Raw genomic sequence first — 23,881 nt, 5'->3', positions numbered from 1 at the left:
GGACTGACCCCTAGCCCACAAATGTTGTGGCGTTAGGAACGAGCCTTGGTGGGGGTTAGGCGATCGCCTGCTATCTTGAACCCTAGGATGACCAAGCCCATCGCAGCCAGCAGACCGGCAATCCAAGGAATTGCTGTACCAGGTGCTTGCGCTAACGACATGCTTTGGTAATACAAGACTGCCACCCAGTAGGCAAGTCCAGTTGTCCAGAGCCCAACAAAGATAGTCCAGCCCAGATTCGTTTCACGGAACACCGCCGCAGTTGCCGAAACACAGGGGAAGTACAGTAAGACAAACAATAGGTAAGCGATCGCGGCTGTAGAACTGCCAAACCGCTGGGCCATCTGTCCGAAGGTGGTGTAGTGAACCTCTTGAGCTTCGGCGGCTGCCGTTTGGTCGGTCGAGCTATCCATAATGTTCATGCCGACTGGATCTAGGATCTGATTGCCGAGATCTGCCAGATTGGCTGGAATACTAGCGATCGCTTCTCCTAGACCACCCCATAAACTAAAGTCCTCAGGAGCGTCTTCTTCATGACCTAATTCCTGACTCGCCAGCTCCGTATACAAAGAATCCATGCTGCCCACCATCACCTCCTTCGCAAAGACTCCCGTAAAAATCCCGACGGTGGCTGGCCAGTTTTCAGATTGGATGCCCATGGGCGCAAAAACTGGAGTAATGGTACGGCTGACAGCACTGAGCATGGATGTCTGACTATCTTGGTGACCAACGGATCCGTCGGTGCCCACCGAGTTAAGCAGACCCAATACCACAACCATGATCACAATCATCTTGCCGGCTCGGATAATAAAGGATCTCAGGCGCTCCCAGGCTCGAATCAATACGCCACGCAGGGTAGGAATATGATAGGGCGGTAGCTCCATGATAAAGGGAGAAATCTCACCCTTGAGTAGAGTATGCTTGAGCACCAGGCCGGTGAATACCGCAGCTAGAATCCCTAGTAGATACAACATGAAAACAATATTCTGTCCATTTCTAGGAAAGAAGGCGGCACAAAATAAAGCATAGACAGGTAACCGAGCGCCGCAGGACATGAACGGATTCATCATGATCGTCATTAAGCGATCGCGTCGGCTTTCTAGGGTGCGGGTGGCCATAATTCCAGGGATGTTACACCCAAACCCCACCATCATGGGCACAAAAGACTTGCCAGGCAATCCCACAAGCCGCATGAAGCGATCCATGACAAACGCTGCCCTAGCAAGGTAGCCAGAGTCTTCTAAAATGGATAAGCAAATAAACAACAAACCAATTTGCGGAATGAAAGTTGCCGTGGTTTGAATACCGCCTCCAACGCCATCAGCCAAGAGTCCGATGAGCCAACCGGGAGCGCTAATGGATGTCAAACCATGGGCAATGCCATCAATGAAAATGGTACCAAATGCAATATCAAAAAAGTCAATAAAGGCTCCGCCGAGGTTAATTGATATCAAAAACATGGCATACATAACCACCAGAAAGATGGGTATGCCCAAGGCACGACTTAATACAATGCGATCAATCCGGTCAGATAGATAAGGCTGTACGGTCTGTCCCTTGGTTTTAACCTGTTGAACTATGTGATGAATCCAACTATACCGAGCATCAGCAATTAACAGGTCTAGATCGTCTCCCAAAACTTGGTGAATTCGATGGCGATGCTGCACAATACAGCGCTGCAGATCAGGACTCGTATCTTGATGATGATCCTCATACTGCAATAGCTCTAGAGCTAGCCAACGCCGATGTGTCGTTGATGGATGGGCTAAATCTTGCAGGGATAAAATCTCGCTTAGGGCAGTTTCAATTAGGGGAGGATAGGCCACATAGGCAGAGGGAATCGCTGGATGGGCGATCGCATCCTGAATGGTTGTTTTGAGGGTTGAGAGCGTTTGATGTCGCGTGGCACAAATGGGTACAACCTGGCAGCCTAGACGCTGAGCTAACTCATGGGGGCGTATTTGTAGCTCTCGCTTTTCTGCTAAATCCATCATATTCAGCACGACCACCATGGGAAGACCCATCTCTAAAATTTGGGTTGTCAGATAGAGATTGCGTTCTAGGTTGGAGGCATCCACAATGTTGATGACCAGATCTGCGGCGTTGGAGATTAAATAATCTCTAGCGACCTGTTCATCTAACCCAATAGCGGCATCTTCTACGTCTAACGAATAGATGCCAGGTAAGTCAGCGATGGAAAACGATTGATCCTGATGACGATATAAGCCCTCCTTGCGTTCAACGGTGACGCCCGGCCAGTTGCCGACCCGCTGATTGGCTCCTGTCAGAGCATTAAACAGCGTGGTTTTGCCGCAATTAGGGTTACCCACTAAGGCAATAACTGGATGTAGGTCTGTTTGTAGCTGCGACGGTGAGGAGGATGTGGGCATTGAACGGCGCATAATAATCTCCCTAATCAATACGTTCGATATGTAATGCTTCTGCTTCTGCTTTACGTAAACTTAGATGGAAATGTCTTACCTCAATCTCTGTAGGATCACCAAGAGGAGCATGGCGGGTGACGATGAACTCTGTACCAGGCGTTAAGCCCATGGCGAGGAGTTTACGTTTATAGGTGCGGGCTGCTGCGGTGTAACCAATGACCCGAAAGCGATCGCCAATTCTGGATTCTAGCAGGCTAGCGCTGTTTCCAGGCTTAATATCGTTCATCCTAATGGGTGTCTGTTGATAGGTTTCTAAGGTTGCATCGTATCCGTCTGCCATAGGCTGTACTTGAACTTGACCTGCCATCAGTGCATTGAGCCCGATACTTTGCTGACCTAAGCGAACGATTACCGAGCCACTAGAGAGTACGCTGACAATCTCTAACGCCACCCCGGGCATAAATCCCATGCCTCGTAGGCGTGCAGTGGCGTCTCCGCAGTTTAGTCCAATAATCTGAACGCGATCGCCAACCTCCATGTTTGACAAAACATAGGGGTTGGAGGACTGATCTAGGGAATCACTCTCGGGTGAAGAGGAAGGAGGGCGATCGCTGACATAGGTAAATCTCTCCCAATCTGAGGGATGAACATCTTGTAGCCAATGATGGACTAAATCATCTCCGCTATGCATAACAGACTCCTAGCGCTAAAAATAAGGTGAGTGCCATCATGAATCTTGAAAGGTCAATCTTTCGACGATGGATAGGTTTAACTGATGTCAAATCCGGCTAGACAGACGTTTCATATGAGATATTGATAGTCGCCGGGTATTGATAGCTTCCTGGATCAGGAGACAACGCAGCGGAAGATCCAAGACAGGATATCCCCGTGATAGCTATTCAACCGAATTTGATGTGAGTTGTTTGTCAATAAGAGGGTAAATTTGCTGATGAAGCTGATCCATTGATGTAGGACAGGCATATCTCTGGGGTGAATGATGAAACATTTGGTTGATGCCTGGGTATTGCTGAATTAGGGTGTGAACCTCGAACTAGAGAGTCTAAGACCTTCTGCAAATGTTCGCGGCGTCATACTACTTTTCAGCAAACCCAGGTCCTGCATCGATCAACACTAAGTCTTGCTGGCCAAGGATCTAAACCTTAGGCAACAATAATGGCGCATACTACAAAGCTGTGGTGGATTCATGAGAAGAACTACATAGTGTCAACCATGGGACAGAAGCATGAAGAGTTCCTGGCTAAGGTGGATTTAGACGACTTGGATTAAGCAAGAACAACGCTCTTGATTGAAAATTATTCTCAATAGATACCATTAAACTCTAGGACTTGTCTAGAGCTTTATAAACCTTTAAGGTGTTGCGAAGTCACGGCGTGACCCCTACGCATGTCACATCCGATGGAATAGCCATGCCTGAGATATCCTGCCTTCAATCCCTTGCTTCACCGCCCTCTTTGGCAAGGGAGCTACAGATATCTGGGTACGGCACAGTCTTAAAGGAATCGTGGGGCTAACTAGAGTTGACATAATCTTTCGCCTGCCACTCTCGCAATATTGCTCCCGCAACATCACGTTCGCAACCAAGGAGGTCTACTCTCTGATTGACTGGCAAATCTTTTTGTCTAGACTAGGTTGAGCAACGTAAAACCCAGTACCAGCTTAGATTCCGTTGGGTTACGCTGACGCTAACCTAACCTACGAGAGAATCAAGATCGCAGGAGTTTGCCCTGTCAATCAGGGTCTACCAATCAGGGTCTACCCCTGGTGCTATCGTCAGATGTGGTTAGCTGTCATGACGAGAGTCCGTCAGAATATTTCATCATGAACCAAAACAAATAATCTTAAACCCACACCAGAACTACATAAATAAGATAGGCTATATAAATGCCGCCAATTAAGAGTACGCCTGCTCGACTGAGCTTAGATTGATAGATCCGCCATAACCATCCACAACTGACGAGGACAGCGATCGCTTCAATAACTCCGAAAATATCTCCGTAATAGCGAGGATCCCAGTAGGAAACAGGACTCATAAATCGCCAGTTGGAGAGTGGAAAAAAGTGTCGATGGGCGTCGTCATGGTGGAGGGGGAGATCCCCGGCGACATGCAGCATCATGCTGCTGAATAAGAGGAGGCCAAGGTGCGATCGCCTCCAGAGGGATAGACCGAGCCCCAAGAGCATCAGCGGTAGGGAGTGGGAGAGGGCAATCACGGTTTGCCAGCCGGGCTGATAGTAGCTTTGGCTCCAGATGACCGACTCGGGAACGCCGAAGACCAATTTCTCGACGCCATAGAATATAAAGATAGGAACATCAGGCAGCAGCGCGCCCAGAGCTACAGGCAGTAGAACAGAAGGACTATCTTTCCGCCCAATACAAAGTAGGTTGAGGGCGATGTGGGCCGGTGTATTCATAACAATAGACTCATAACGATAGGTTCATACCAGTGGAGGATGTAGACAACGCGGGCGATCGCTATTCTATCGTCACGACTCTGTGTATACTGTTCACCGTTGTCCAAGGCATTCATGACCCTGCCCAATCTCTCTAGTTCTCCTCCCCAGGGGCGATCGCTCCTCTGGATCTATCTCAAATTAGTGGGCATGACCCTGATCTGGGGCGGCACTTTTATTGCTGGACGCATTGCCGTGCAAAGTATGGGGCCAATCTGTGCGGCCTTTTATCGCTATGCTGTGGCTACGGTGATCCTTGTGGCTTGGATGCTCTATCGGGAAGGTGGACTGCCGCCCCTACAGCGGCGACATATTTTACCCCTGACGCTGCTGGGGTTGAGCGGCATTTTTGCCTACAACATCTTTTTCTTTTTGGGGCTGCAAACCGTGCCCGCTAGCCGGGCCTCGTTGATTATTACCACCAATCCCAGTGTGATTGCTCTAGGTGCAGCACTAGTCTTTGGCGATCGCCTAACGCCATCCCGGCTGGTGGGCATTGCGGCGGCGTTGCTGGGAGCTACGCTGGTGATTAGTAACGGACAGCCTTGGGCATTGTTGTCTCAGGGCATTACCCTAGGCGATCTCTTTTTAGTGGGCTGTGTGATCTGCTGGGTGATCTATACCCTGGTGGGCAAGTGGGTGATGGCGGATCTATCACCCCTAACCGCCACCACCTATGCTTGTCTGATCGGTACACCGCTGTTTATCATCCCGGCGATTCAAGATGGCTTGCTCACCGACTGGGGGGATGTGGCTCCCGCTGCTTGGCTAGGCATTTTGTACCTGGCAGCCCTCGGGACGGTGGTTGGATTTTATTGGTACTACGAGGGTCTGCAGGCCATTGGCCCGGCCCGGGCATCGGTGTTTATCACGCTGGTGCCGGTGGTGGCGGTGATTGCCGGTCTTGTGATTTTGCAGGAGCCGTTTACGCCATCGTTGGCTCTGGGAGGACTGTTGGTCGTTACGGGCGTCTTTTTCACCAACCGTAGATCTTAGTACCGCAGGACAGAAGAACGAAGACAGAAGAATGAAAAGGAAGAACGAAAAGGAAGAACGAAAAGGAAGTCTAGGACGCCCGAGGTTGCCTGCCTCAGCCAATAAGCGGGTTCCTTACGCCTCAGAGGACTCGGTGGCGTCGCGGGCGATCGCTGCTTGGACGGCCTGGAGCAGATCCTGGTGAATCTTGGCAGAGGCGGCAATGATCAGCCCTGGTCGAGCGTAGTCGGAACAGGCGTGGAGCGGGGGTAGCGGTTCACCCTGGTGGGTGGTGACCACATAGCCCATCTCGGTGGCTAAGAAGGCGATCGCTGCACCGTCAATGAACTTACCGCCCCGCAGCACGGCTCCGGCTAACTCCCCTGTCAAGACGCCGTTAACATTGGGAATCCTCCGCACTTGGTCATAATCAGTTTCCACAGCGATCGCCTCATAGGTGTCGGGCAAAAAAGGCTTGACCTTGGCCATGCCCGAGCCCAGGAGGATAGCGGCCTGTGGCTGTTCGATATGCACCGGAGTGCAGGCATCCAGATCCTCATGCAGGGCTCCCTGAGCCAGCCCCTGGCCCCGCAGCGCGTAGGCGTAACGGTTTTGGGCGGGGGTAATCGCCAATACGGCCTCAAATTCTTCCCAGCCCAAGACGCCCAGCAGAATCTGGTAGTTGTCATGGCCATCCACGTAGAAGCGGGTGCCGTCAATGGGGTCGAGGGTCACCAAATAATTGCCCGGCGGGCTCAGGTCTTGCGATCGCACATAGCCGGTATTGAAGGATTTTTCATACTCTTCGCCATAGAAATGCAGATGGGGAAAAGTACCCAAGAGCGCCACCTCCACTGCTGTTTGCACCGATAGATCTGCCGCCGTGAGGGCTGCGGCAAAGGCATTGCTGGCATCGCCCTTGTCGGGTAGGGCCACGATGCTGGTTTGGATCTGCTGGGCATAGCGGGCGGCCACCCGCAGATGGGGCAGCAGGGTTTCGAGGATAGTACGGGGACTAGGTGTGGCTGGCATATCAGTAGAATCCTGGAGTTGTTGCGATCGATTGTGGCAGAACTAGGTTAAATTATCCATGAGCATGGTGTTGTGCAACAGTTGCGAGAGGTATGCCTGTGGCGATTACGGTAACTCCGTTAAGGGATATTAATGCGGACAAAAATGCCCCCGACCGCTTGATTAATCTCGGCAATAATTTCGATGATCCGCTGACAACGGGATTGGTAGCTCGCTTTGTGTTGTATGACACATCCCTAGGGGGGGGTGTGGCGGAGGTGGTCTTGTTTGACCAAGCCGGGGGCGGAGCTGTGCAAACGGTGCAAAACTTTCAGGCCTATGTGAACAACGGTGCCTATGTTAATTCGATTATCCATCGATCGGTGCCTGGCTTCATTGTGCAGGGGGGTGGTTTTACGGTGGATGATTTTTCTGCACCGGTCTCCTCCATCCCGATTGCCACTATTCCCACCAATCCGCCGGTCGTCAATGAGTTCAGCAGCGATCGCTCCAACTTACGGGGCACCATCGCCATGGCTAAGGTCGATGGCAATCCCAATAGCGCCACCAGCCAATGGTTTTTTAACCTGAACGACAATTCGACCAATCTAGATGCTCAAAATGGTGGCTTTACGGTCTTTGGGCAACTGCGCTCCAATCGTGATTTGGCTGTTGTAGACGCGATCGCTGCCCTGCCTCGCTTCAATATCGACAATGGAGTGCTCAACAGCTTGCCCCTGAGCGTCGATAATCCCCTGGTACCGGAGGTGACGGGTGATGAAAATTTTGTGCGCTATCGCCGCATTACCATCGCCCAGCGGGATGAACTCACCTTTTCGGTGGTCAGCAATTCCAATAGCCGCCTGGTCAATGCCTCCATTCGTCAGAATCGTTTAGTGCTGGACTATAGCGCCATCCGCACCGGTACTGCCGAGATTACCGTGCGGGCTACCAACCTGCTGGGCGTCAGCGTGGAGGAAAGCTTTGTGGTCACGGTCACCGATCCCAATCCGCCGACCCAGGGCGACGACGTTCTGCGGGGCACCCGGCGAGATGATGTTTTGCGGGGTTTGGGGGGCAACGATCGCCTTCTGGGTTTCCAGGGCAATGATCGGCTCTTAGGCGATGCTGGCAATGACCTGCTGTTGGGAGGCCCCGGCAATGATCGCTTGGACGGCAGTGCCGGGAATGATGGGCTAGACGGCGGTGCTGGGAATGATCAACTCATCGGTGGCCGGGGAAGCGATCGCATCACCACGGGGTTAGGACGCGATATCCTAGTGATTGGCCCAAGGGACGGCACCGACATCGTCACCGATTTCAACCCCCGCCAAGATCGCATTCAGCTCACCGGATCGCTCACCGTCGGTCAACTGACCTTTCGTCAACGACAAGACAACACGCTCATTCAAGCCGGTAATACGACATTGCTGGTCTTGAACGATGTCCAGGCCTCTCGCATCACCCCATCGAGTTTTGTCTAGATGACTGCTGTTACCATTGCTTTCACCTGTGTTCCTGTACGGCCCCCAATTTAATTTCATCTCAACGACCGCGTTGCTTTCACCTGTATTGATACACTGCCCCTGCCCAACAGGTTCTCCCCTGTCCGGCAGGACGAGATCAGGCGGTGTAAATCATGGAAAGCTTTAGACAGGTGAGTGGTGCGATCGCTGCCTGTCTCCTTACACACCAGGAGAGTTTGCTTGAAGACCTATCGTTTTTTATCAATGTGGCTAGGGTGTTGTGGGGCATTGATGGCCTTACCAACCCTAGCAACCGCATCGGACTTGTCCACCCTCGATGCCGCATCCGGCTCACCGTTAACCTCTCAGCCCCATCAAATTAGCCAAGGTTTATTTTCCTCCCAGATCGCCACCCTACAAGCCATTGAGCTGTCAGAGGATGGTAGTCAACTGATTCTTCGCACCGATCGGGCTGTGGGGCAGGTGAATAGTGGTTGGCAACAGCGGGTTACCAGCCATCGGATTGAACTGTCGAATACCCAACTGGCCCCGCAGGTGATGCTGCCCGACCTCACAGACCATCCGGGTCTCGTATCGATGCGGGTGGAGCAAGCTGACGCCACCACGGTTGTGGTGCAGCTTGAATTGGTGGCCAGAGTGCAGGTTGGCACCATTCGCCAATTGGATGGCCAACGATTGGCGGTACCGCTGGGAGGGACATCTACGTCAACGCCCATCACCTCCGAGGCGATCGCTGCCCGAATTGCCGACATCACCCTGCCTAATGTGGCCCACCTACGTCCGCTGATTGTGATTGACCCCGGTCATGGCGGTTCTGATCCTGGAGCTGTGGGAATTAGCGGTCTGCGGGAAAAAGATATAGTCTTCCCCGTTGCCCAACGGGTCGCCACCTTGCTCGAACAGCAGGGGGCTCAGGTGGTGCTCACCCGACAAGATGATCGCACCCTCGATCTAGCTCCCAGGGTGCAAACTGCCGAGCGTTATGGGGCTGATATGTTTATTAGCCTCCATGCCAATGCCATTAGCATGAGTCGCCCAGACGTGAATGGTGTGGAAACCTACTACTATTCCTCTAGCGATCGCCAGGTGGCCGAAGCTATTCAGCGCAGTCTGCTGCAAGCAACAGGGATGCGCGATCGCGGCGCTAAGTCGGCGCGGTTTTATGTCTTGGTCAATACATCCATGCCCTCGGCGCTGGTGGAAATGGGATTTGTCACGGGGGCAGAAGATGCCGCCCTGTTAGCTGATCCAGAGTTTCGCGAACTGATTGCCTACGCGATCGCCCGCGGTATTTTGGACTATGCTCAGGCGAATCCATAGCTGAGGCTTATCAACCCAGGAAGGGTTACTGGCTTGTAGGGCGGTGGCCTTCATGTCATGATCGGCGAGAGGGGTCGGTTCTCGTCCAACACTCCTCATCGCCCTGACAGGAAAACATCATGATCGACATGTCCCCCATCGCCCCTCAGGAGCCTTGGTTCCTATGAAAAAAATCTTGCTATGTACCGATGGATCACCCTTTGCGGAAAATAGTTACCCCTACGGAGCCTGGTTTGCTAGCCGACTGCCCGCCGCGATTGATGTTCTGTTTGTCACGGATATTCGCTCGCAGCAAGCGATCGCCAGCGGTAATCTGAGTGGCAGCATTGGCATTGATGCCTCAGAGGTTTTGCTCAGTCAGCTTGTGGAATTGGAGCATCAACGGGCGAAGTTGAACCACCAACGGGCGAAGCTAGTGCTGCAAACGGCCGAAGCCCGCCTGAAGGAGCTGGGTGCCGAGCAGGTGCAGCTTCTCCACGAAACAGGGTTTTTGGTGGACTGCTTCCATGAATTTGAAGATCAGGCAGACCTGGTGATGCTGGGTAAGCGTGGCGAAACAGCCCAGTTTGCCACCGGACATTTGGGGGCCAACGTAGAACGCATTCTGCGATCAAGCCATAAGCCTTGTCTGGTTACCCCGCAAGCGTTCCAGCCCATCGAACGCCTCTTGCTTGCCTATGATGGTAGCAAGAGCTGTCAAAAAATTCTGGAGTTTCTAGCCCGATCAACGCTATTTCAAGGATTAGAGCTTCATCTGCTCACCGTTGCCAACGCTGCTGACCATGACGCTGCGATCGCTCAGATCAAAGAGGCAGAAGACCTAGTGCGGCCAGCCGGCTTTACACCCATTAGCCAGGTTCTTCAGGGAGATTCAGAAACAGCGATCGCCAACTACGTCACCGAGCATCACATCAATCTCTTGCTCATGGGAGCCTATGGCCATAGCCGCATTCGTTACCTCGTCCTTGGCAGTACGACCAGCCAAATTCTCCGTAGCACCATGATTCCGGTACTTGTTTTCCGCTAGGCAGCTATCTAGATCCCTGGGTTGATCTGCATGGTGCTACAACCCTGATAGGTTATCAATAGTTGCTGAGAAGTTGTTGCTGAGAATGCATGTCCATGGGCCGGCTCATCTCACTAGCCTTGGCTAGGGATGAATCGTTGAGATGGATAAGATATATGTCTCTAGCGCGAGTTTGACTGGCATAGTCTTGGCCATGCTGATCTGCTCGAAGCATAGGAGATGGGTTGCGATCGCTCAGATCAAACCGTACCGTTAGGCGTAGCTGTAACGCACATCTCGGGCGATGCTGAATGAAGGCAGGACTTACGCAAGAAGCATTGAGATCGCCGGTTGCTTGAGTTGCGCTATCAAGTTGTTGGACAACAGACCATGCTTGATTTGATAAATCGTTTGCCCACGTTGGTAAGCCATCGTCTTCAATCGTGTCCAGACGAGCAGCGCACAAGCAATGGGATTGCGCTGAATCCGTGCTTTGCGGCACTGACAGGCTTCTACCCCGGTCAACTGCTTGAGTTGCTGATGGTGCCAGTGCTCCCGCGTTGACACCTGTCTTGGTCGCTCCTGCGACTCTTCTCGACAACTAAGGTCTGGGCACAGGAGCGCTGCTGGGAGCATTGCTGTGCGGTCAGCCAGAGGCTTGCGCAACTCCTGAATCTCTGAGGCAGAGCCAGGCCATCATCCAGGATGTTCGGAGGGGCACCACGCAAAATGGTTAGGCACTTAACTATTTTGTGTAAAACTAGATACAAATTCTACCTTGGATGTTCCCTACAATAGCTCTAGTAACTCTGTCATTCTCTGAGAAAGTAAGCCACCTGCTATGCGAACATAAGCCGTTGAACGTCTTAGATGTAGGCGTTGCTCTCCATAGCTAGGTGCAAGTAAGTTTTGCCCAATAGCGACATTTGAGGAGTGCTGCCCTCACATGTGTTGCTCGTACATGCAAGAAACATTAACTGGAGCCTAACATGTCTTACCACGGCGATATTTCTTCCAGCGATGATGCAGTTGGTGTCGCAGTTGTCAATTACAAAATGCCACGGCTGCATACCAAAGATGAGATCCTTGCCAACTGCAAGAACATTGCATCCATGATTGATGGGATGAAGTTGGGGTTGCCCGGTATGGATCTGGTGATCTTTCCAGAATACTCCACCCACGGCATCATGTATGATCCCAAGGAAATGATGGAGAATGCGGCATCCATTCCTGGGCCAGAAACAGATATTTTCGCAGAAGCCTGTATTCGCAATAAAGTATGGGGCGTCTTCTCCCTCACGGGCGAGCGCCATGAGGATCATCCTAACAAGGTACCCTACAACACCTTGATATTGATGAACGATCAGGGTGAGATTGTTCAAAAGTATCGCAAGATCATGCCTTGGACGCCTATTGAAGGTTGGTATCCAGGTAATTGCACCTATGTTTCGGATGGGCCGAAGGGTCTGAAAATTAGCTTGATCATTTGTGATGACGGCAACTATCCGGAAATCTGGCGCGACTGTACCATGAAGGGTGCAGAACTGATTATCCGTTGCCAAGGCTATATGTATCCAGCTAAGGATCAGCAGGTGATGGTATCCAAGGCCATGGCCTGGATGAATAATGTCTACGTTGCTGTTGCCAATGCTGCAGGTTTTGACGGCGTCTATAGCTACTTTGGCCATTCCGCTGTCGTTGGCTTTGATGGCCGCACCTTGGGTGAATGTGGTGAGGAAGAAAACGGCATTCAGTATGCGGCGCTGTCGAAGTTTGCCATTCGCGACTTCCGTAAGAACTCTCAGTCTCAGAACCACCTCTTCAAGTTGCTACACCGTGGCTACACTGGCATGATCAACTCCGGAGACGGTAGCGAGGGCATGGCGGAATGTCCCTACCAGTTCTACCGTGACTGGGTTCTTGATCCGAAGAAGGTGAAGGAAAACGTAGAGGCACTGACTCGCCCAACCGTGGGCACGGAGGAATGTCCTATTGAAGGGCTACCAACTAAGACCGTGCCGGTTCCTGCTCAAAAGGCTCAATCATCCCCTGTATCAGTTTCCACCAACGGCTAGTTTAGCCATCAGAATCCTGACGATCCAACACGTTACCTCATGCCGTAGTCAAAAATTTTGGCTACGGTTTTTTATGCTCAGATTAAATCAGGATCTGGCTATACTCCTATCAAGTCTGCTTGAAGGTTCATCGCCGAGACATCCTGCGCTCGATCCCCTACTTCGCCGTTCCTTGGACAAGTGGGCTACCAACATCTGGGTGCTGCCGCTGTTTTAAATAAATCGTGGGTCTAAACGGATTTAATATGAGATCACGCCGAAGCCCCAAATCCCTATCCCAAAGAGAAAAAAGCTAAGATCATTAGATATTCTAAGATTGAAAGAAGCCTAGAGCACCGTTTACCCTATCTCTATTCGTTCACCCATGTCTGGCGAAACCGATCTCGCGACCCTACTCACCTCCATGACACCTGTCAAACAGGAGGGAGAGTATGTCTTTTGTACCGTTCAGATACCGATGGCCCAATGCATTGCCTTTAACCCCCTCGGCCTGTTCCAGGAAGCTGAGGGGCTGACGCTCATCCTGCCTCGCCCTAGCGCCGATGCCCATCGCCTGCCCTATGGCACCATTTTCTCCATGATCACCCTCTCTGTTCACTCTAGCCTCGACGCCGTGGGCTTTCTAGCAGCCGTCACCCAAGCCCTAGCCCGTGAAGGCATCAGCGTTAATCCTGTGTCGGCCTATTATCACGATCATCTGTTTGTCTCGGCAGCAAAAGCCGATGCGGTGCTGGACTGCCTTCATGTCTTGGCACAGTCCGGTTAGTAGGGGCGGATTCGAAGTTTATGAAGTGCAGTAGCAGCAATGTGTAAACCAATGTTTGAGGTGTTCAGGATTCATGAGTTGCAGGGCTATTTTAATCAACCTATCCACACCCGATACCGTAGCTGGAGAAAATAGTCTCAAGAACGCTTTCAAGTGTGACCACCAATGTTCAATGGGATTAACTTCTGGAGAATATGAGGATAAATACAGAACACTTGCACCAACCGACTTAATTAATGACTCGACCTCTTCAACGTTATGGGCTGGCAAATTATCTATCACCACAACGGCACCAACCCATAACTGTGGCAATAGAAAACGCTTAATAAAAACCTTGAACGCATTGCCATCCATGGAACCGTCGAGCGTCATGATGGCCAACACCTTCTTGATGCTGATGCCCCCAACCACACTCACGTTCGCACCTCGGTAATATGGCTTAACGTCATAGACTCTATTCCAGGCTGCTCGCTACCACGCCGTCCGCATGAAGGGCAGGCTTAGACGCCAAACCTTGCGGTCAACGGTCAAATGGGCGTTGAATGATGGTGTAGAGCCCCAATTGCCCATGGTCGTTTCCTTACATCAGCTTGTCCAGCTCCCCCTCTTCCACAACCTTGACACGGATGAGTTAGCCGATCTCCAACCCCATACCCGCCTTCTGTCCTACCAGGCGGGGGAGGTGGTGTTACAAGAGGGCGATCGCCTCCCCTCCCAGCTTTATAGTCTCAGCGTTGGCCACCTGCGGGTGGCGAAGCTGGCCAGCAGCGGCAAGGAGACCATTTTACGCACCCTGGCCCCCGGCGATATCTTTGCTGCGCCGGCCCTGTTTGGCGATCAGGTTGCACCCGCTACCGTCACTGCGATCGCTGAGGCCCAGGTGATCACCATCGATCGCCAGGCACTGCTGACCCTATTTCGCCAGCATCCAGACGTGCCGCTGACCATGCTGATGATGTTCAACCATCGCCTACAGCAGCTCCACGATACCGTCCATGGGCTGGTGTCGGAACGAGCTATGGTGCGGCTTGTCCATTATCTGCAATACGCCGCCGACCACTATGGCACGGTCACCCTAGCGGAGGGAGAAGAACTGCGATCGCCTCTGCCCCACTACCAAATTGCCCGCAGCATTGGTATCACCTATGAAGAATGTGTGCGCCTCTTTAAGCAACTGCATCCTGTGGTCACCTATCAACGGGGTGGACGGATTTGGGTGCAGGACTGGCAGCGTTTAGATGAAATGCTGGCGGCGGCCGAGTAGCTAACCGTTCCAGGGGCGATCGCTAGATATCCTGACGGCGCGACCGGTAGACTAAAGGAGGTGAGTAATAAAGACAAGTATGGGTGAGCCTGTGGAACATCGTGACGTAGCAGATGCCGTAGTGATAGGGGCTGGGCCTGCCGGATTATCCATGGCTGCCGAGCTGGGGAGTCGGGGCTTGCGGGTGATTGGGCTGACCATGGCTGAGCCGACCGCTGCTTGGCCCAACACCTACGGCATTTGGTGCGATGAACTAGAGTCGCTGTTGCTGGCTGATATGTTGGGCCATCGCTGGCATGACTGCGTGGTTTATACAGGGTCAAAGGTCACAGCGTTGAACCGTGACTATGGACTGATTGATAAAACGAAGCTCCAGACCTATTTCCTCGATCGCTGCGATCGCCACGCTGTGACTTGGCACCAGGGCACTGCCGCCCAGATTGACCATAAATCAGAGGTCTCCTGCATCACCACCCAAGATGGCACACAGCTCACCGCCCGCATTGTCGTCGATGCCAGCGGCCATCGCCCTGCCTTGGTGCAGCGGCCGCCCTTAGCCAACGTTGCCTATCAAGCAGCCTATGGCATCGTCGGCCGCTTCTCCAAACCCCCTATTCGTCCTCAGCAGTTTGTGTTGATGGACTATCGTGCCGATCATCTCACGGCGGCCGAGCGGGCCCAACCTCCCACGTTCCTCTATGCCATGGATTTAGGTGATGGGGTCTATTTTGTTGAGGAAACGTCTTTGGCCCACAGTCCCGCGATCGCCTTTGAGGAACTAGAACGTCGCCTCCATCAACGGTTGGCCCACTACGGCGTAGCGGTCACCGAGGTTCATCACACCGAACGCTGCCTATTTCCCATGAACTTGCCCATGCCCTTCTTGGATCAACCCGTGGTTGGGTTTGGCGGCGCGGCTAGCATGGTGCATCCAGCATCTGGCTACATGGTGGGCAGTCTCCTGCGCCGTGGCCCGATCGTGGCAGAAGCGATCGCCCAAGCTCTCAACGGTGCCAGTTCTCCCCAGCAAACTGCGCGGGCGGCTTGGCAGGCCCTATGGTCGCCGGAGCGCTTGCGGAAATATTATCTGTATCGCTTTGGGCTCAGCAATTTGCTGGCCTTTGATGAGCCTCAGCTCAACGACTTTTTTCATGCCTTCTTCCAGCTCTCCAAACCCCAGTGGTCGGGCTTCTTGGCTGATACTCTAACCATGCCGGAGCTGATGCTGGCTATGGTCACTCTGTTCGGTAAAACCACCAACGATGTGCGGCAAGAATTACTCAAAGCAAGCTGGAGCGATCGCAAACTGCTCTGGCGATCGCTCCTGGCCCAGTGATCTCCAGGCTAAAGCGGCAGCGTAACGCATCCAGTCCTCGTGAGACGGTGCGTTACGGCTTCGCATAGCGGCACCCTGCTAGGCAAGGGTTTCAGGACTTAGGGTCACAAACGTTGGACTTGTCTGTACTTAGGAGCCCTCTGGGAGAAGGATTGAGGGTAGGGGCACTGTGGCGGGCAATCCAAGACTTGGTATAGCCTATCCAGACGTCTACTCCAGTCGTCCCAGCACAACATAGCTGAGGAGACCGCCATATTCCCGCAGCACCAGCACAATTTTCTCTCGGTAGCCAAGATCCTTCACCAAGGAGGTCATGTGGGGGATCACCTCAAAGCCTTGGTTTTGGAAGGTGAGGATCGATCGCCACATGTGGGGTGGATCGGTGATCAAGACAATCTCCTGGATGCCCTCTGGCAGCAGACTATAGGCACTATAGATGGCATTTTCGTTGGTCGTTAGGGAGCAGACTTCCCCACTCATGGCCGACCGAGGCACCCCCATATCTTCCAGAATGTCAAAGGGAGTGGTGCCGGAACCGCTGACGAAAATCAACGGTGCCCGTCCTTCTTGCCATAGCTCAGCCGCCGCTGCAAACCGTCCACCGCCATCTAGGCGATAGGGTCGTCCTGGAAACACAATGGCATCGGCGGGGGTGCCTGGGTCAGACGGAATGTGGCTGCTCAGTCCCCAGAGCGCTAGGTTGAGGCTTGGGGGCGACACTAAAACCAAGAAAGCGATCGCCCCACCAATCGTCACCCTTGTCCAGGTGGGGTTCCAGTGGGGATGATGGCGCTTGTTCCACTGACGATAGATTGTCCGCCCTAGCCAAACGGCGATCGCACAGGCGATGAGTACAATCAATCCTTTGACATGCAGGGGCAATGGCGTCAGTAAAAGCCGCGAAATAGATTGAGTAAACTGTGTCCAAGAGCTACCCAGTCGTGGGCATTCATTAAAGTCCATCAGATCGATCATGATCCAGCCTCCCCAATGTTGGCACTAGCAGATAGATAATGATTGGTACAGCTCCTAGGCTGGAGTGTAATGCCAATAGCCTATGGTTGCCCTGACGATTGAGCTATCTCAACCATCCTGGATGGTCTAGGTTTTGTTCATTTCTAATGTGCCCCAATAGCTGGTGAAATTACCCACGTCCTCCTAAAAAATATAGCGGTAATAACAAGATGCCTCCACAACGTTTGCAGAAAGTTTGAGTGAGCGTTGCTGAATCGCGATAGGATTGGCGCTAACCAACCGTGAGTGGGACGCTCACAGTCGCCATTGATGAGACTTCATCAGAAGTAGGAAAAGCAATTAATCTTAGCCCGAAACCGATCGATCGTATGGCTAGTACATCCATGTAGATGTCGGGCAACTAAGTACCGATAAGGTCTAGTATTCCTTCGCAATCAAGGTCGTGGGAGCATCTTGCTCACAGTCTGATGTCATAGCTTCATTCAGCAACACCCGGTCTAGAATTGATACTGGCGATCGCCCACCCAGAGGCTTATGGGCACCGCATAACCATTGCCCCGCACCCGTACTTCCACCACAAAGGGCGGCTCATTGCCAAACTCTTGGTTCAGCTCCATGATTTCGGTGTTGATGGTATCCCGTTGATCTTCGGGCATGTAGTAGCGCTCTAAACCGTAGGTTACCTGTTGATAGTACAACTGTCCGGTAATCACAACCTGGGTATCTGGTAGGTTGCGGGGTAGATCAGGAGCGATCGCCACCGGTTGCCAAGCTAAGGGAATCTCCGCTGTTGGATCAGCATCAGGCTGCTCCAGCACAACATACACCGGGATGCTAGCTTGAGTCTGATCCGTACTTTCACGGCTGCTGCGTTCTTCCACAGCCTCCCACCCTGGTAGATCATCCAGGGTATCAACCAGGGAAATATTGTAGTTCAGGGTTTGAGAATAGCCGCGCAGTAAGTCGTAGGGATCAACCGGAGCGGTTTGTAAAATCACGGTTGTGCCGGTCAGGTAAGTCAACATCGCTTGGGCGGGTAGTCCCAAGATCAAGGTCAGTTGGGCCAGCAGGGGCAGCCAAAATCGCCAGCGGGGCATGGGGGACGTAGGAGAGGAGGTCATAGGACTGTCAATCCATCAAAAGGGGTTACAACAATCAGGAGGATGGTGCGTAGCAGATGACGGGGGGACTCTTATGGTCTCTTCACACAAGTCCAATGTCGTCTTCATGTTCAGCACCAGCGGCTTAGGGGCGAGAGGAGGCCAGGGTACGAACGTAGCGCTCAAACCATAGTCCTGCCAGAATGACACCAATGCCGCAAAGCAGGAAAGCTAGGGATTTTGCCAGAAGACCCGTATCGTATTCCAACATGCGGGACATAATTTGCACCACAAGCACCAGCAGTCCCCACCAAAAACCTTGACGATCGCTGCTGCTGAGCGCTTCTTGAATACAGGCGATCGCTATTAGGGTGAGCAGAATGTTTAAGATCAGCGTTCCTGCCACCCATAGGGGGCCGAAAGTCCAGTGAGCCCAAATCAGTCCGGCAATGATCAGCAAGACGGCTGCAAAAGAGGTGTCGGATAGGGTAAGTCGCCACACTGAACCGCGTAGGGTACCCAAGCGCCACCACAAAGCAAGGGCGATAGCACTGAAAAGAACAACTAACACCAATCCATTGACCATTGCAGAGGTTGTCTCTGTTTCCGTTGCCAAGGATACTGGATTTCGCCACCAGTAGTTGAAGGAAAAGAGGAAGCTAAAGAAGCTGACATAAACAACGGCTAGCCTGGAACTTGATAGGGCAACATCGTCTTCTTCTGCGAAGATAGAACCTAGGGCACGAGAGCCCCACAGCAGAAACGGAATCAGGCAGCTCGCAGCGATCGCCCCTAGTAATGTCCAGCTATGATTGAAGTTATTTAATGTGTTGACGAATTGCAGCAATTTAAACTGCAGAGCGAACACCGTAAAGAGAACAACTAATCTCAAAAGCCACGCCGATCGACTCCATCGCGCTAGGGGAAAGAAGAGAGCGATCGCGATCAGTGGGAAATAGGCTAACAGACTTAACCATAGACCATGGACACCAGGGTCTGGATAGTACCAGAAATAGCCCATCGATACCAAGATGATGGATACAATACCCAGCATCGGCAGGCATAGGCTGTAGGCCATGACCAGCACAGCCAGTCCCCAAACTAAAAACAGGATTTGCACACTGCCCGTTTGGTGAAACATCTGGGAGAACAGGGCGAGGCTAGGGCCAATCAGTAATGCACCTAACAGCAATAGCGCCTGTCCTAAGCGAGCTTGCCAGCGCTGGCCGGCTCCGCGCCATAGATAAAAGCCGCCGCTGTTGATACCGATGAATAAACTCACGAGCAGCAGCACTTTCGCCAGACGCGACCATTCTTGCCAGTTGGCGGCAATAAAGGTGATCACGGCGAGGGCAATTAACACGCTGCCCAGCCCGAGCAAGATCATGACGAATTTGTTACGGGCCGTGCTGTCGATTTGATCAAACTGGTAGCGATCGCTGAGGTGATCATAGAGCGAAGGCTGAATCAAACCTTCCTCACGCCAAGCGATCGCTTCTTGACGTAACTGTTGACGAAACTTTTCTGGCATCATGGGGGTCAACCTTTGAAGAGATGCGAGTGTGATGGGTTCGACGTAACCTGCATCACGGCCCTAACATGCCGTTGGGGGCTGTTGTCAGGGATGATGCCATGGTGACCCTATTATTGATGGGTATGAAACGTATCCTATGACACTTTTCCAAGTGACATCCAAGTTTTAACATCAACTGATACAATTAACCGCCTAAATCCTGCCATTTCTGAAACTGGCATACTTGCCAGAGCCACCCTTTGAGATTGGGTGGGTAGTCGATGACGTGGAAGAGGGACAAGGAGCGATCGCCCCCCATGAAGATTCGTGAACTGTTTATCCAGTCTGACTAGATGCGCGCTACGCATTCAAGGCTGTGGCAGTACCTAGATGTCTGTGGACGTCTTGCTAGGGAGGCAGCGAAGCGGGGGATTGAAGGCATGTCCCAACCGTTTTTTCAAGACGCGGTCACAAACCCTCACCTGATGTCACTAATACTTTAGAGACCCTAATCACATGTGGAGGAGGTACCTCACCTAAACGATTTAACTCTACCAAGTATCAGTATTCTTGCGTCGCAACACATCAGTGGGAACTACCGATGACAGATCCAACTTGCCCTCGACCACCTAGCGACTGGTTAGACAACACAACTCTCGACAAGGCGCTTGATGAGATTTTAGGTAAGAATAACCCCTATGCTTACACTATGTTCTCATTTATCAAACGGGCGTTACGACAATATCAGCTTCATTGGCGGATGGAACCCCATGACGTACTCCATGAAGCCTATCAACGAGGCGTCGCTGCTCTTAAAGCAGGGAAAGCTATTACAAACCCCCATGCATGGCTTAAGAAAACCTCGTTCAACATTATCCGGGAATATAGTCGATCTAAAAAAGGTATACCAACGGATCCAGCTATTCTATCTGATGTTGTCAGTGACGACGATGATGAACCGATGGGACAACTCATCTGGCAAGAGGAATTGCAGGATCTACGGGAAACGATCGCTATCTTTGCCCGAGAAGAACCAGAAGCCTTTGAATTGCTTTGTTTGAGAACGTTGGATCGGTTATCGTGGCAGGATATCGCTGAACAATGGAGCGCCAAGTATCGTCAACCTATCAATGATGTTGCCTTACGCAAAAAGCTGTCGCGGGCCAAGAAAAAGTTTCGCCTGCTTTTTCATCGTCTTGAACAGTCTCAGGGATAACTGATTGCGAGAGTAATGTACGGTAGAACACCTACATTTACATTGCTATCCATAGACGTTCGTACTAGATTGGAGTGAATCACGAATAATGGGAACGCTTACAGACAACCAATTTCCGGATTCCTTAGAACGCTTCCGAGCAAAATCGTTAGATCTTCGTTCTAAAGTAATCGAATATTTCACTCTTTCATTGCTAGATGTTTTAACCGAACCCCAAGCAGAACGGCTTGAAGCAATTCTTGATGAGGCTACACAAGACACCCTGCTTAGCTTCTGGATTGATGAAGTTGATCATGTTGTTGCGCACAAACTGAATCTCATTGATAGTACTTTTATTGATCAGCAGCAAACTGCCTTGCTTAGAAAGATGAGGAATTTTTCTGATATGGAAAACTTAGTGAAGGGATTGAAGGACTCCGTTGACCAGATGCGCTGCTCTATTCAGCAAGTTCTGTCCTATGTAAAACAGGAAAATTGTACCCAGGAGTCTGTGCAAACGCTCCAGTCTTATCTAAAACACCAAGGTATCTATGCTGGAGAGGTAGACGGGCAATTTGGCTCTCAAACCGAGAAAGCGCTAGAACAGCTCGATCAGTTGTTAAGCGATGACCCTAGCATATTTCCTGATCATTGCTATACCCGCTATGATCCGATGTAAAGCGTAAAGGTCGCTAGTTATCCTGCCCATAGAACTCGGATTCTGCTGCGGTAGATCAAACCATTGATCCATTGATCAACGATCAACAGATTGAGAGCCTGTAGGGTTGTGCTATACACGACCCTACAGGTCATTCTAAGTCATGATGACGACAGGACGCCTTGACTCACAATCGCGTCACGGTCTCGAAGCCTAGCTTACTGGGCACTACCGCTAACCTACTCCGGACAGCAGTGATGCTTGGGGGCAGACGGCGGCACGTCCATGGCAGGGCTTGCATCAAAGAATCCTTGAGGCTTAAGCATAAATCCTGCATAGGATACCGGCATGACTGGCCAGTCTTCTGGACGGGGAATATGATGTTGACCAAATGTATACCACACCACAACATCTGTATCTTCAATGGAGCGATTTGCCTCTGTCCACTTCGGCAACCCTTCTCCCCCAGGATGTTGGTTAGGATACATACCTGCGGAATAGCGCTCTGACGGATCGTAGGGCGTCACCCATAGGGTTTTGGCCATGAATCCGGCCCGCTGCATGACGCTCGATTCTGGCTGAGCAAAGGGCAATACCGTATCTCCAGGCATCAGCTTGTAGGCGACTGGTTTACCTACCCAATTACTAACGTGGGGGTTTTCAATCTTCCAGTAGCGTGCTTTAAAGGGATCGATGGTGCGCTGGGCCTCTTGTTCTGTCTTCAGTACCGTTGCTGTCACCTGGCAAGCATTGCCATAGGGATTGTCTGGGCCCAAGGGTAGTGCTTCGGTATTCACCTCTCGCACTGTATTCGATAGACCATCTACCATCATATCTAAGCGCAGGCTAAAGAAATGTTGATGAACATGGCCAACTAACTGGGGTGCAAGCAACGCGCCGTAGGCTGGCTCTTCTCCCGGTGCAATAGCAGAGGTGTTGAGAATGCCAGTCAGCTTGACTTCATACTCGATATTGCCATCCTGGTAGAAATACCAGAAAAATCCATACTCATAGTTGCCGACCGTCGCGATAAAGGACACTACCAACCGACGCGATCGCCTTACCTCAGCTTGATTGGTGCGCCAATCCGTATGCTTCCAGAGAATGCCAAAATCTTCCTCATGCATACAGACGGCGTTTTCAATGATCGAGACATCACCGGAGCTATTGGTCAGATAAGCATCAAAATAGCGGATCACTCCCAAACAGTCGCAGCCCAAGGTCAGGGAGTTAGCCAACATCCCCACGCCATATTCACCGACGTCAAAGGCATTCTTGCGATAGTGATTGGATGCGGGGGTACTGGGGTCATTGTAGGGCACCACCATTTCCGCCAAGGACGCGCGGTAGAGAATCGATCGCTGCCGTCCTTGGTCAGCATAGCTAACATTGTAGAGAACTAATCCTTCCCGAGGCGTGAAGCCGATGCGAAACTGCCACTTTTGCCAAGAGACCTGGTAGCCATCCACGGTAAAACTTGGCCCTTCCGGTTGCACAATGTCCAAAGGCTTCAAGTCATCCCGAAAGTTAGGGATATACTCCCGCGCATAGTTACCTGGATGGGGCGGCAGCGGCACCACACCATAGTCTTCTACCCGGATCACCTCCATTTTGTTGAGGTCTACCATGGGCACAACCCCCTCAATGGGGCGCGCATAGCCGTTATCGTTCGCCTCCGATCGCACCCAGCAGAAGGCACGGGAAAGCCGTAGACCTTGTTCCTCTTCAATGCCATAGTTCCCCGCCGACCAAGGATCGACCATCACCAAATCCATATCCTCAATGCCGCGCTTTTTCAGCGCCGCGCGGAAGTCTGGGGATGCTTTGACCGCATTCTCGCAGGCCAAAAATTCATCCAGCATGATGCAGGGCTGTACATCGGGGATATGCGTCCAAGACAGCACCTCATCCTGGGTGATCGATACAACGGCTTCGTAGGTATAGCCGGTAGCATTATCTAAGATTATGGCAAAGGCCTGGCGGTCGATCGCTTGCCCTGGGGTAAAGGCCAACACCTCTAGCTTAGGCGGTTCCTGAAGCGCCACGCTGACAAAACGATAGGTGCTGCCTAAGGGCGATTGGTGACGCAGGATAGCGATCGCTGCCTGCAGTTCTGCGGGCGAGAGGGGATCTAGGGGATGGGTGGCTGTGGCAATGGAACGAGTGGGACGAGGAGTCGTGGTCATAGTGGGATCGCTAAGTGTAGATACGGAAAAGCGATCGCAGCCTGCCTGGAACTATCAAGCAGCGATCGCCTTCTGCACTGTAAGCTACCCTCTGGTATAACTCTGTGTGAAAGACTACAGAGCTTTTCAGGCCTAGCGTTCACCCTCTAGATTTCTCCT

General features: G+C 52.0%; 19 protein-coding genes and 1 pseudogene. 10 read left to right on the top strand and 10 right to left on the bottom strand.

Features of this window, described 5'->3' with window-relative positions; genetic code table 11:
- Positions 1–32: 32 nt before the first annotated feature.
- The 3 genes from feoB to JUJ53_RS18735 form a co-directional block, all read right to left on the bottom strand.
- Positions 33–2,390, bottom strand: coding sequence for a Fe(2+) transporter permease subunit FeoB (gene feoB / locus JUJ53_RS18745; RefSeq protein WP_204153581.1), 2,358 nt, complete (start codon positions 2,388–2,390; stop codon positions 33–35).
- Between the two features lie 22 nt (positions 2,391–2,412).
- Positions 2,413–3,075 (bottom strand): FeoA family protein, encoded by a 663-nt coding sequence (locus tag JUJ53_RS18740; protein WP_204153563.1) that lies wholly within the window; start codon positions 3,073–3,075, stop codon positions 2,413–2,415.
- A gap of 1,168 nt (positions 3,076–4,243) precedes the next feature.
- Positions 4,244–4,816 (bottom strand): hypothetical protein, encoded by a 573-nt coding sequence (locus JUJ53_RS18735; protein ID WP_204153562.1) that lies wholly within the window; start codon positions 4,814–4,816, stop codon positions 4,244–4,246.
- Between the two features lie 114 nt (positions 4,817–4,930).
- On the opposite strand from JUJ53_RS18735, the gene JUJ53_RS18730 reads away from it, so the two are divergent.
- On the top strand, positions 4,931–5,851 hold the full coding sequence (locus JUJ53_RS18730) for a DMT family transporter (protein ID WP_204153561.1): 921 nt from the start codon (positions 4,931–4,933) through the stop codon (positions 5,849–5,851).
- A 114-nt stretch (positions 5,852–5,965) separates the two neighbouring features.
- Here JUJ53_RS18730 and JUJ53_RS18725 read toward each other — a convergent pair whose 3' ends face one another.
- Positions 5,966–6,862, bottom strand: a complete 897-nt coding sequence (locus tag JUJ53_RS18725; protein ID WP_204153560.1) for an inositol monophosphatase family protein — start codon at positions 6,860–6,862, stop codon at positions 5,966–5,968.
- A 98-nt stretch (positions 6,863–6,960) separates the two neighbouring features.
- Between JUJ53_RS18725 and JUJ53_RS18720 the strand changes: the two genes are divergently transcribed.
- The 3 genes from JUJ53_RS18720 to JUJ53_RS18710 all read left to right on the top strand — a co-directional run bounded on the left by JUJ53_RS18720 (position 6,961) and on the right by JUJ53_RS18710 (position 10,675).
- Positions 6,961–8,325: a peptidylprolyl isomerase gene (locus JUJ53_RS18720; RefSeq protein ID WP_204153559.1), complete on the top strand. Its 1,365-nt coding sequence runs from the start codon at positions 6,961–6,963 to the stop codon at positions 8,323–8,325.
- Between the two features lie 273 nt (positions 8,326–8,598).
- Positions 8,599–9,648, top strand: coding sequence for an N-acetylmuramoyl-L-alanine amidase (locus JUJ53_RS18715; protein ID WP_204153558.1), 1,050 nt, complete (start codon positions 8,599–8,601; stop codon positions 9,646–9,648).
- Between the two features lie 163 nt (positions 9,649–9,811).
- Complete coding sequence (locus tag JUJ53_RS18710) at positions 9,812–10,675, top strand: universal stress protein (RefSeq protein WP_204153557.1); 864 nt, start codon at positions 9,812–9,814, stop codon at positions 10,673–10,675.
- Between the two features lie 303 nt (positions 10,676–10,978).
- On the opposite strand, the gene JUJ53_RS18705 is transcribed toward JUJ53_RS18710, so the two are convergent.
- Complete coding sequence (locus tag JUJ53_RS18705; protein ID WP_204153556.1) at positions 10,979–11,221, bottom strand: hypothetical protein; 243 nt, start codon at positions 11,219–11,221, stop codon at positions 10,979–10,981.
- A gap of 422 nt (positions 11,222–11,643) precedes the next feature.
- Between JUJ53_RS18705 and JUJ53_RS18700 the strand changes: the two genes are divergently transcribed.
- Together JUJ53_RS18700 and JUJ53_RS18695 are read left to right on the top strand one after the other, a co-directional pair.
- Entirely contained in the window at positions 11,644–12,729 is a 1,086-nt protein-coding gene (locus JUJ53_RS18700) for an aliphatic amidase (protein ID WP_204153555.1), read from the top strand.
- A gap of 364 nt (positions 12,730–13,093) precedes the next feature.
- Positions 13,094–13,495: an ACT domain-containing protein gene (locus JUJ53_RS18695; protein ID WP_204153554.1), complete on the top strand. Its 402-nt coding sequence runs from the start codon at positions 13,094–13,096 to the stop codon at positions 13,493–13,495.
- Between the two features lie 18 nt (positions 13,496–13,513).
- On the opposite strand, the pseudogene JUJ53_RS18690 reads toward JUJ53_RS18695, so the two are convergent.
- A pseudogene (locus JUJ53_RS18690) lies at positions 13,514–13,936 on the bottom strand (transposase); the annotation flags it as partial.
- Positions 13,937–14,063: 127 nt separating this feature from the next.
- Here JUJ53_RS18690 and JUJ53_RS18685 point away from each other — a divergent pair.
- A complete protein-coding gene (locus JUJ53_RS18685; RefSeq protein ID WP_204153552.1) occupies positions 14,064–14,759 on the top strand; it encodes a Crp/Fnr family transcriptional regulator in 696 nt (231 codons plus the stop codon).
- Positions 14,760–14,850: 91 nt separating this feature from the next.
- Positions 14,851–16,095, top strand: a complete 1,245-nt coding sequence (gene crtL / locus JUJ53_RS18680) for a lycopene beta cyclase (RefSeq protein ID WP_343327990.1) — start codon at positions 14,851–14,853, stop codon at positions 16,093–16,095.
- Positions 16,096–16,305: 210 nt separating this feature from the next.
- Here crtL and JUJ53_RS18675 read toward each other — a convergent pair whose 3' ends face one another.
- From JUJ53_RS18675 to JUJ53_RS18665, 3 genes are all read right to left on the bottom strand, one after another.
- Positions 16,306–17,070, bottom strand: a complete 765-nt coding sequence (locus JUJ53_RS18675) for a YdcF family protein (protein WP_204153550.1) — start codon at positions 17,068–17,070, stop codon at positions 16,306–16,308.
- Between the two features lie 497 nt (positions 17,071–17,567).
- Positions 17,568–18,191, bottom strand: coding sequence for a GDYXXLXY domain-containing protein (locus JUJ53_RS18670; protein ID WP_239125202.1), 624 nt, complete (start codon positions 18,189–18,191; stop codon positions 17,568–17,570).
- A 124-nt stretch (positions 18,192–18,315) separates the two neighbouring features.
- Complete coding sequence (locus JUJ53_RS18665; protein WP_204153549.1) at positions 18,316–19,701, bottom strand: DUF2157 domain-containing protein; 1,386 nt, start codon at positions 19,699–19,701, stop codon at positions 18,316–18,318.
- Positions 19,702–20,284: 583 nt separating this feature from the next.
- Here JUJ53_RS18665 and JUJ53_RS18660 point away from each other — a divergent pair.
- Both JUJ53_RS18660 and JUJ53_RS18655 read left to right on the top strand, forming a co-directional pair.
- A complete protein-coding gene (locus JUJ53_RS18660; protein ID WP_204153548.1) occupies positions 20,285–20,899 on the top strand; it encodes a sigma-70 family RNA polymerase sigma factor in 615 nt (204 codons plus the stop codon).
- A gap of 88 nt (positions 20,900–20,987) precedes the next feature.
- Positions 20,988–21,557, top strand: coding sequence for a peptidoglycan-binding domain-containing protein (locus JUJ53_RS18655; RefSeq protein ID WP_204153547.1), 570 nt, complete (start codon positions 20,988–20,990; stop codon positions 21,555–21,557).
- Positions 21,558–21,775: 218 nt separating this feature from the next.
- Here the strand turns inward: JUJ53_RS18655 and JUJ53_RS18650 are convergent, their stop codons facing one another.
- Entirely contained in the window at positions 21,776–23,722 is a 1,947-nt protein-coding gene (locus JUJ53_RS18650) for a primary-amine oxidase (protein ID WP_204153546.1), read from the bottom strand.
- Between the last annotated feature and the right edge of the window lie 159 nt (positions 23,723–23,881).

Origin of the sequence: Leptolyngbya sp. CCY15150 (genome assembly GCF_016888135.1) — a bacterium.
Lineage (GTDB): Bacteria > Cyanobacteriota > Cyanobacteriia > RECH01 > RECH01 > RECH01.
Note: the sequence above shows the minus strand (reverse complement) of the source record. Positions and strands in the feature narration are given on the sequence as shown.

Coding starts and splice junctions, on each gene's coding strand:
- feoB (WP_204153581.1), bottom strand. CDS start 2,390: ATGCCCACATCCTCCTCACCGTCGCAGCTACAAACAGACCTACATCCA.
- JUJ53_RS18740 (WP_204153563.1), bottom strand. CDS start 3,075: ATGCATAGCGGAGATGATTTAGTCCATCATTGGCTACAAGATGTTCAT.
- JUJ53_RS18735 (WP_204153562.1), bottom strand. CDS start 4,816: ATGAATACACCGGCCCACATCGCCCTCAACCTACTTTGTATTGGGCGG.
- JUJ53_RS18730 (WP_204153561.1), top strand. CDS start 4,931: ATGACCCTGCCCAATCTCTCTAGTTCTCCTCCCCAGGGGCGATCGCTC.
- JUJ53_RS18725 (WP_204153560.1), bottom strand. CDS start 6,862: ATGCCAGCCACACCTAGTCCCCGTACTATCCTCGAAACCCTGCTGCCC.
- JUJ53_RS18715 (WP_204153558.1), top strand. CDS start 8,599: ATGGCCTTACCAACCCTAGCAACCGCATCGGACTTGTCCACCCTCGAT.
- JUJ53_RS18710 (WP_204153557.1), top strand. CDS start 9,812: ATGAAAAAAATCTTGCTATGTACCGATGGATCACCCTTTGCGGAAAAT.
- JUJ53_RS18700 (WP_204153555.1), top strand. CDS start 11,644: ATGTCTTACCACGGCGATATTTCTTCCAGCGATGATGCAGTTGGTGTC.
- JUJ53_RS18695 (WP_204153554.1), top strand. CDS start 13,094: ATGTCTGGCGAAACCGATCTCGCGACCCTACTCACCTCCATGACACCT.
- JUJ53_RS18685 (WP_204153552.1), top strand. CDS start 14,064: ATGGTCGTTTCCTTACATCAGCTTGTCCAGCTCCCCCTCTTCCACAAC.
- JUJ53_RS18675 (WP_204153550.1), bottom strand. CDS start 17,070: ATGATCGATCTGATGGACTTTAATGAATGCCCACGACTGGGTAGCTCT.
- JUJ53_RS18670 (WP_239125202.1), bottom strand. CDS start 18,191: ATGACCTCCTCTCCTACGTCCCCCATGCCCCGCTGGCGATTTTGGCTG.
- JUJ53_RS18665 (WP_204153549.1), bottom strand. CDS start 19,701: ATGCCAGAAAAGTTTCGTCAACAGTTACGTCAAGAAGCGATCGCTTGG.
- JUJ53_RS18660 (WP_204153548.1), top strand. CDS start 20,285: ATGACAGATCCAACTTGCCCTCGACCACCTAGCGACTGGTTAGACAAC.
- JUJ53_RS18655 (WP_204153547.1), top strand. CDS start 20,988: ATGGGAACGCTTACAGACAACCAATTTCCGGATTCCTTAGAACGCTTC.
- JUJ53_RS18650 (WP_204153546.1), bottom strand. CDS start 23,722: ATGACCACGACTCCTCGTCCCACTCGTTCCATTGCCACAGCCACCCAT.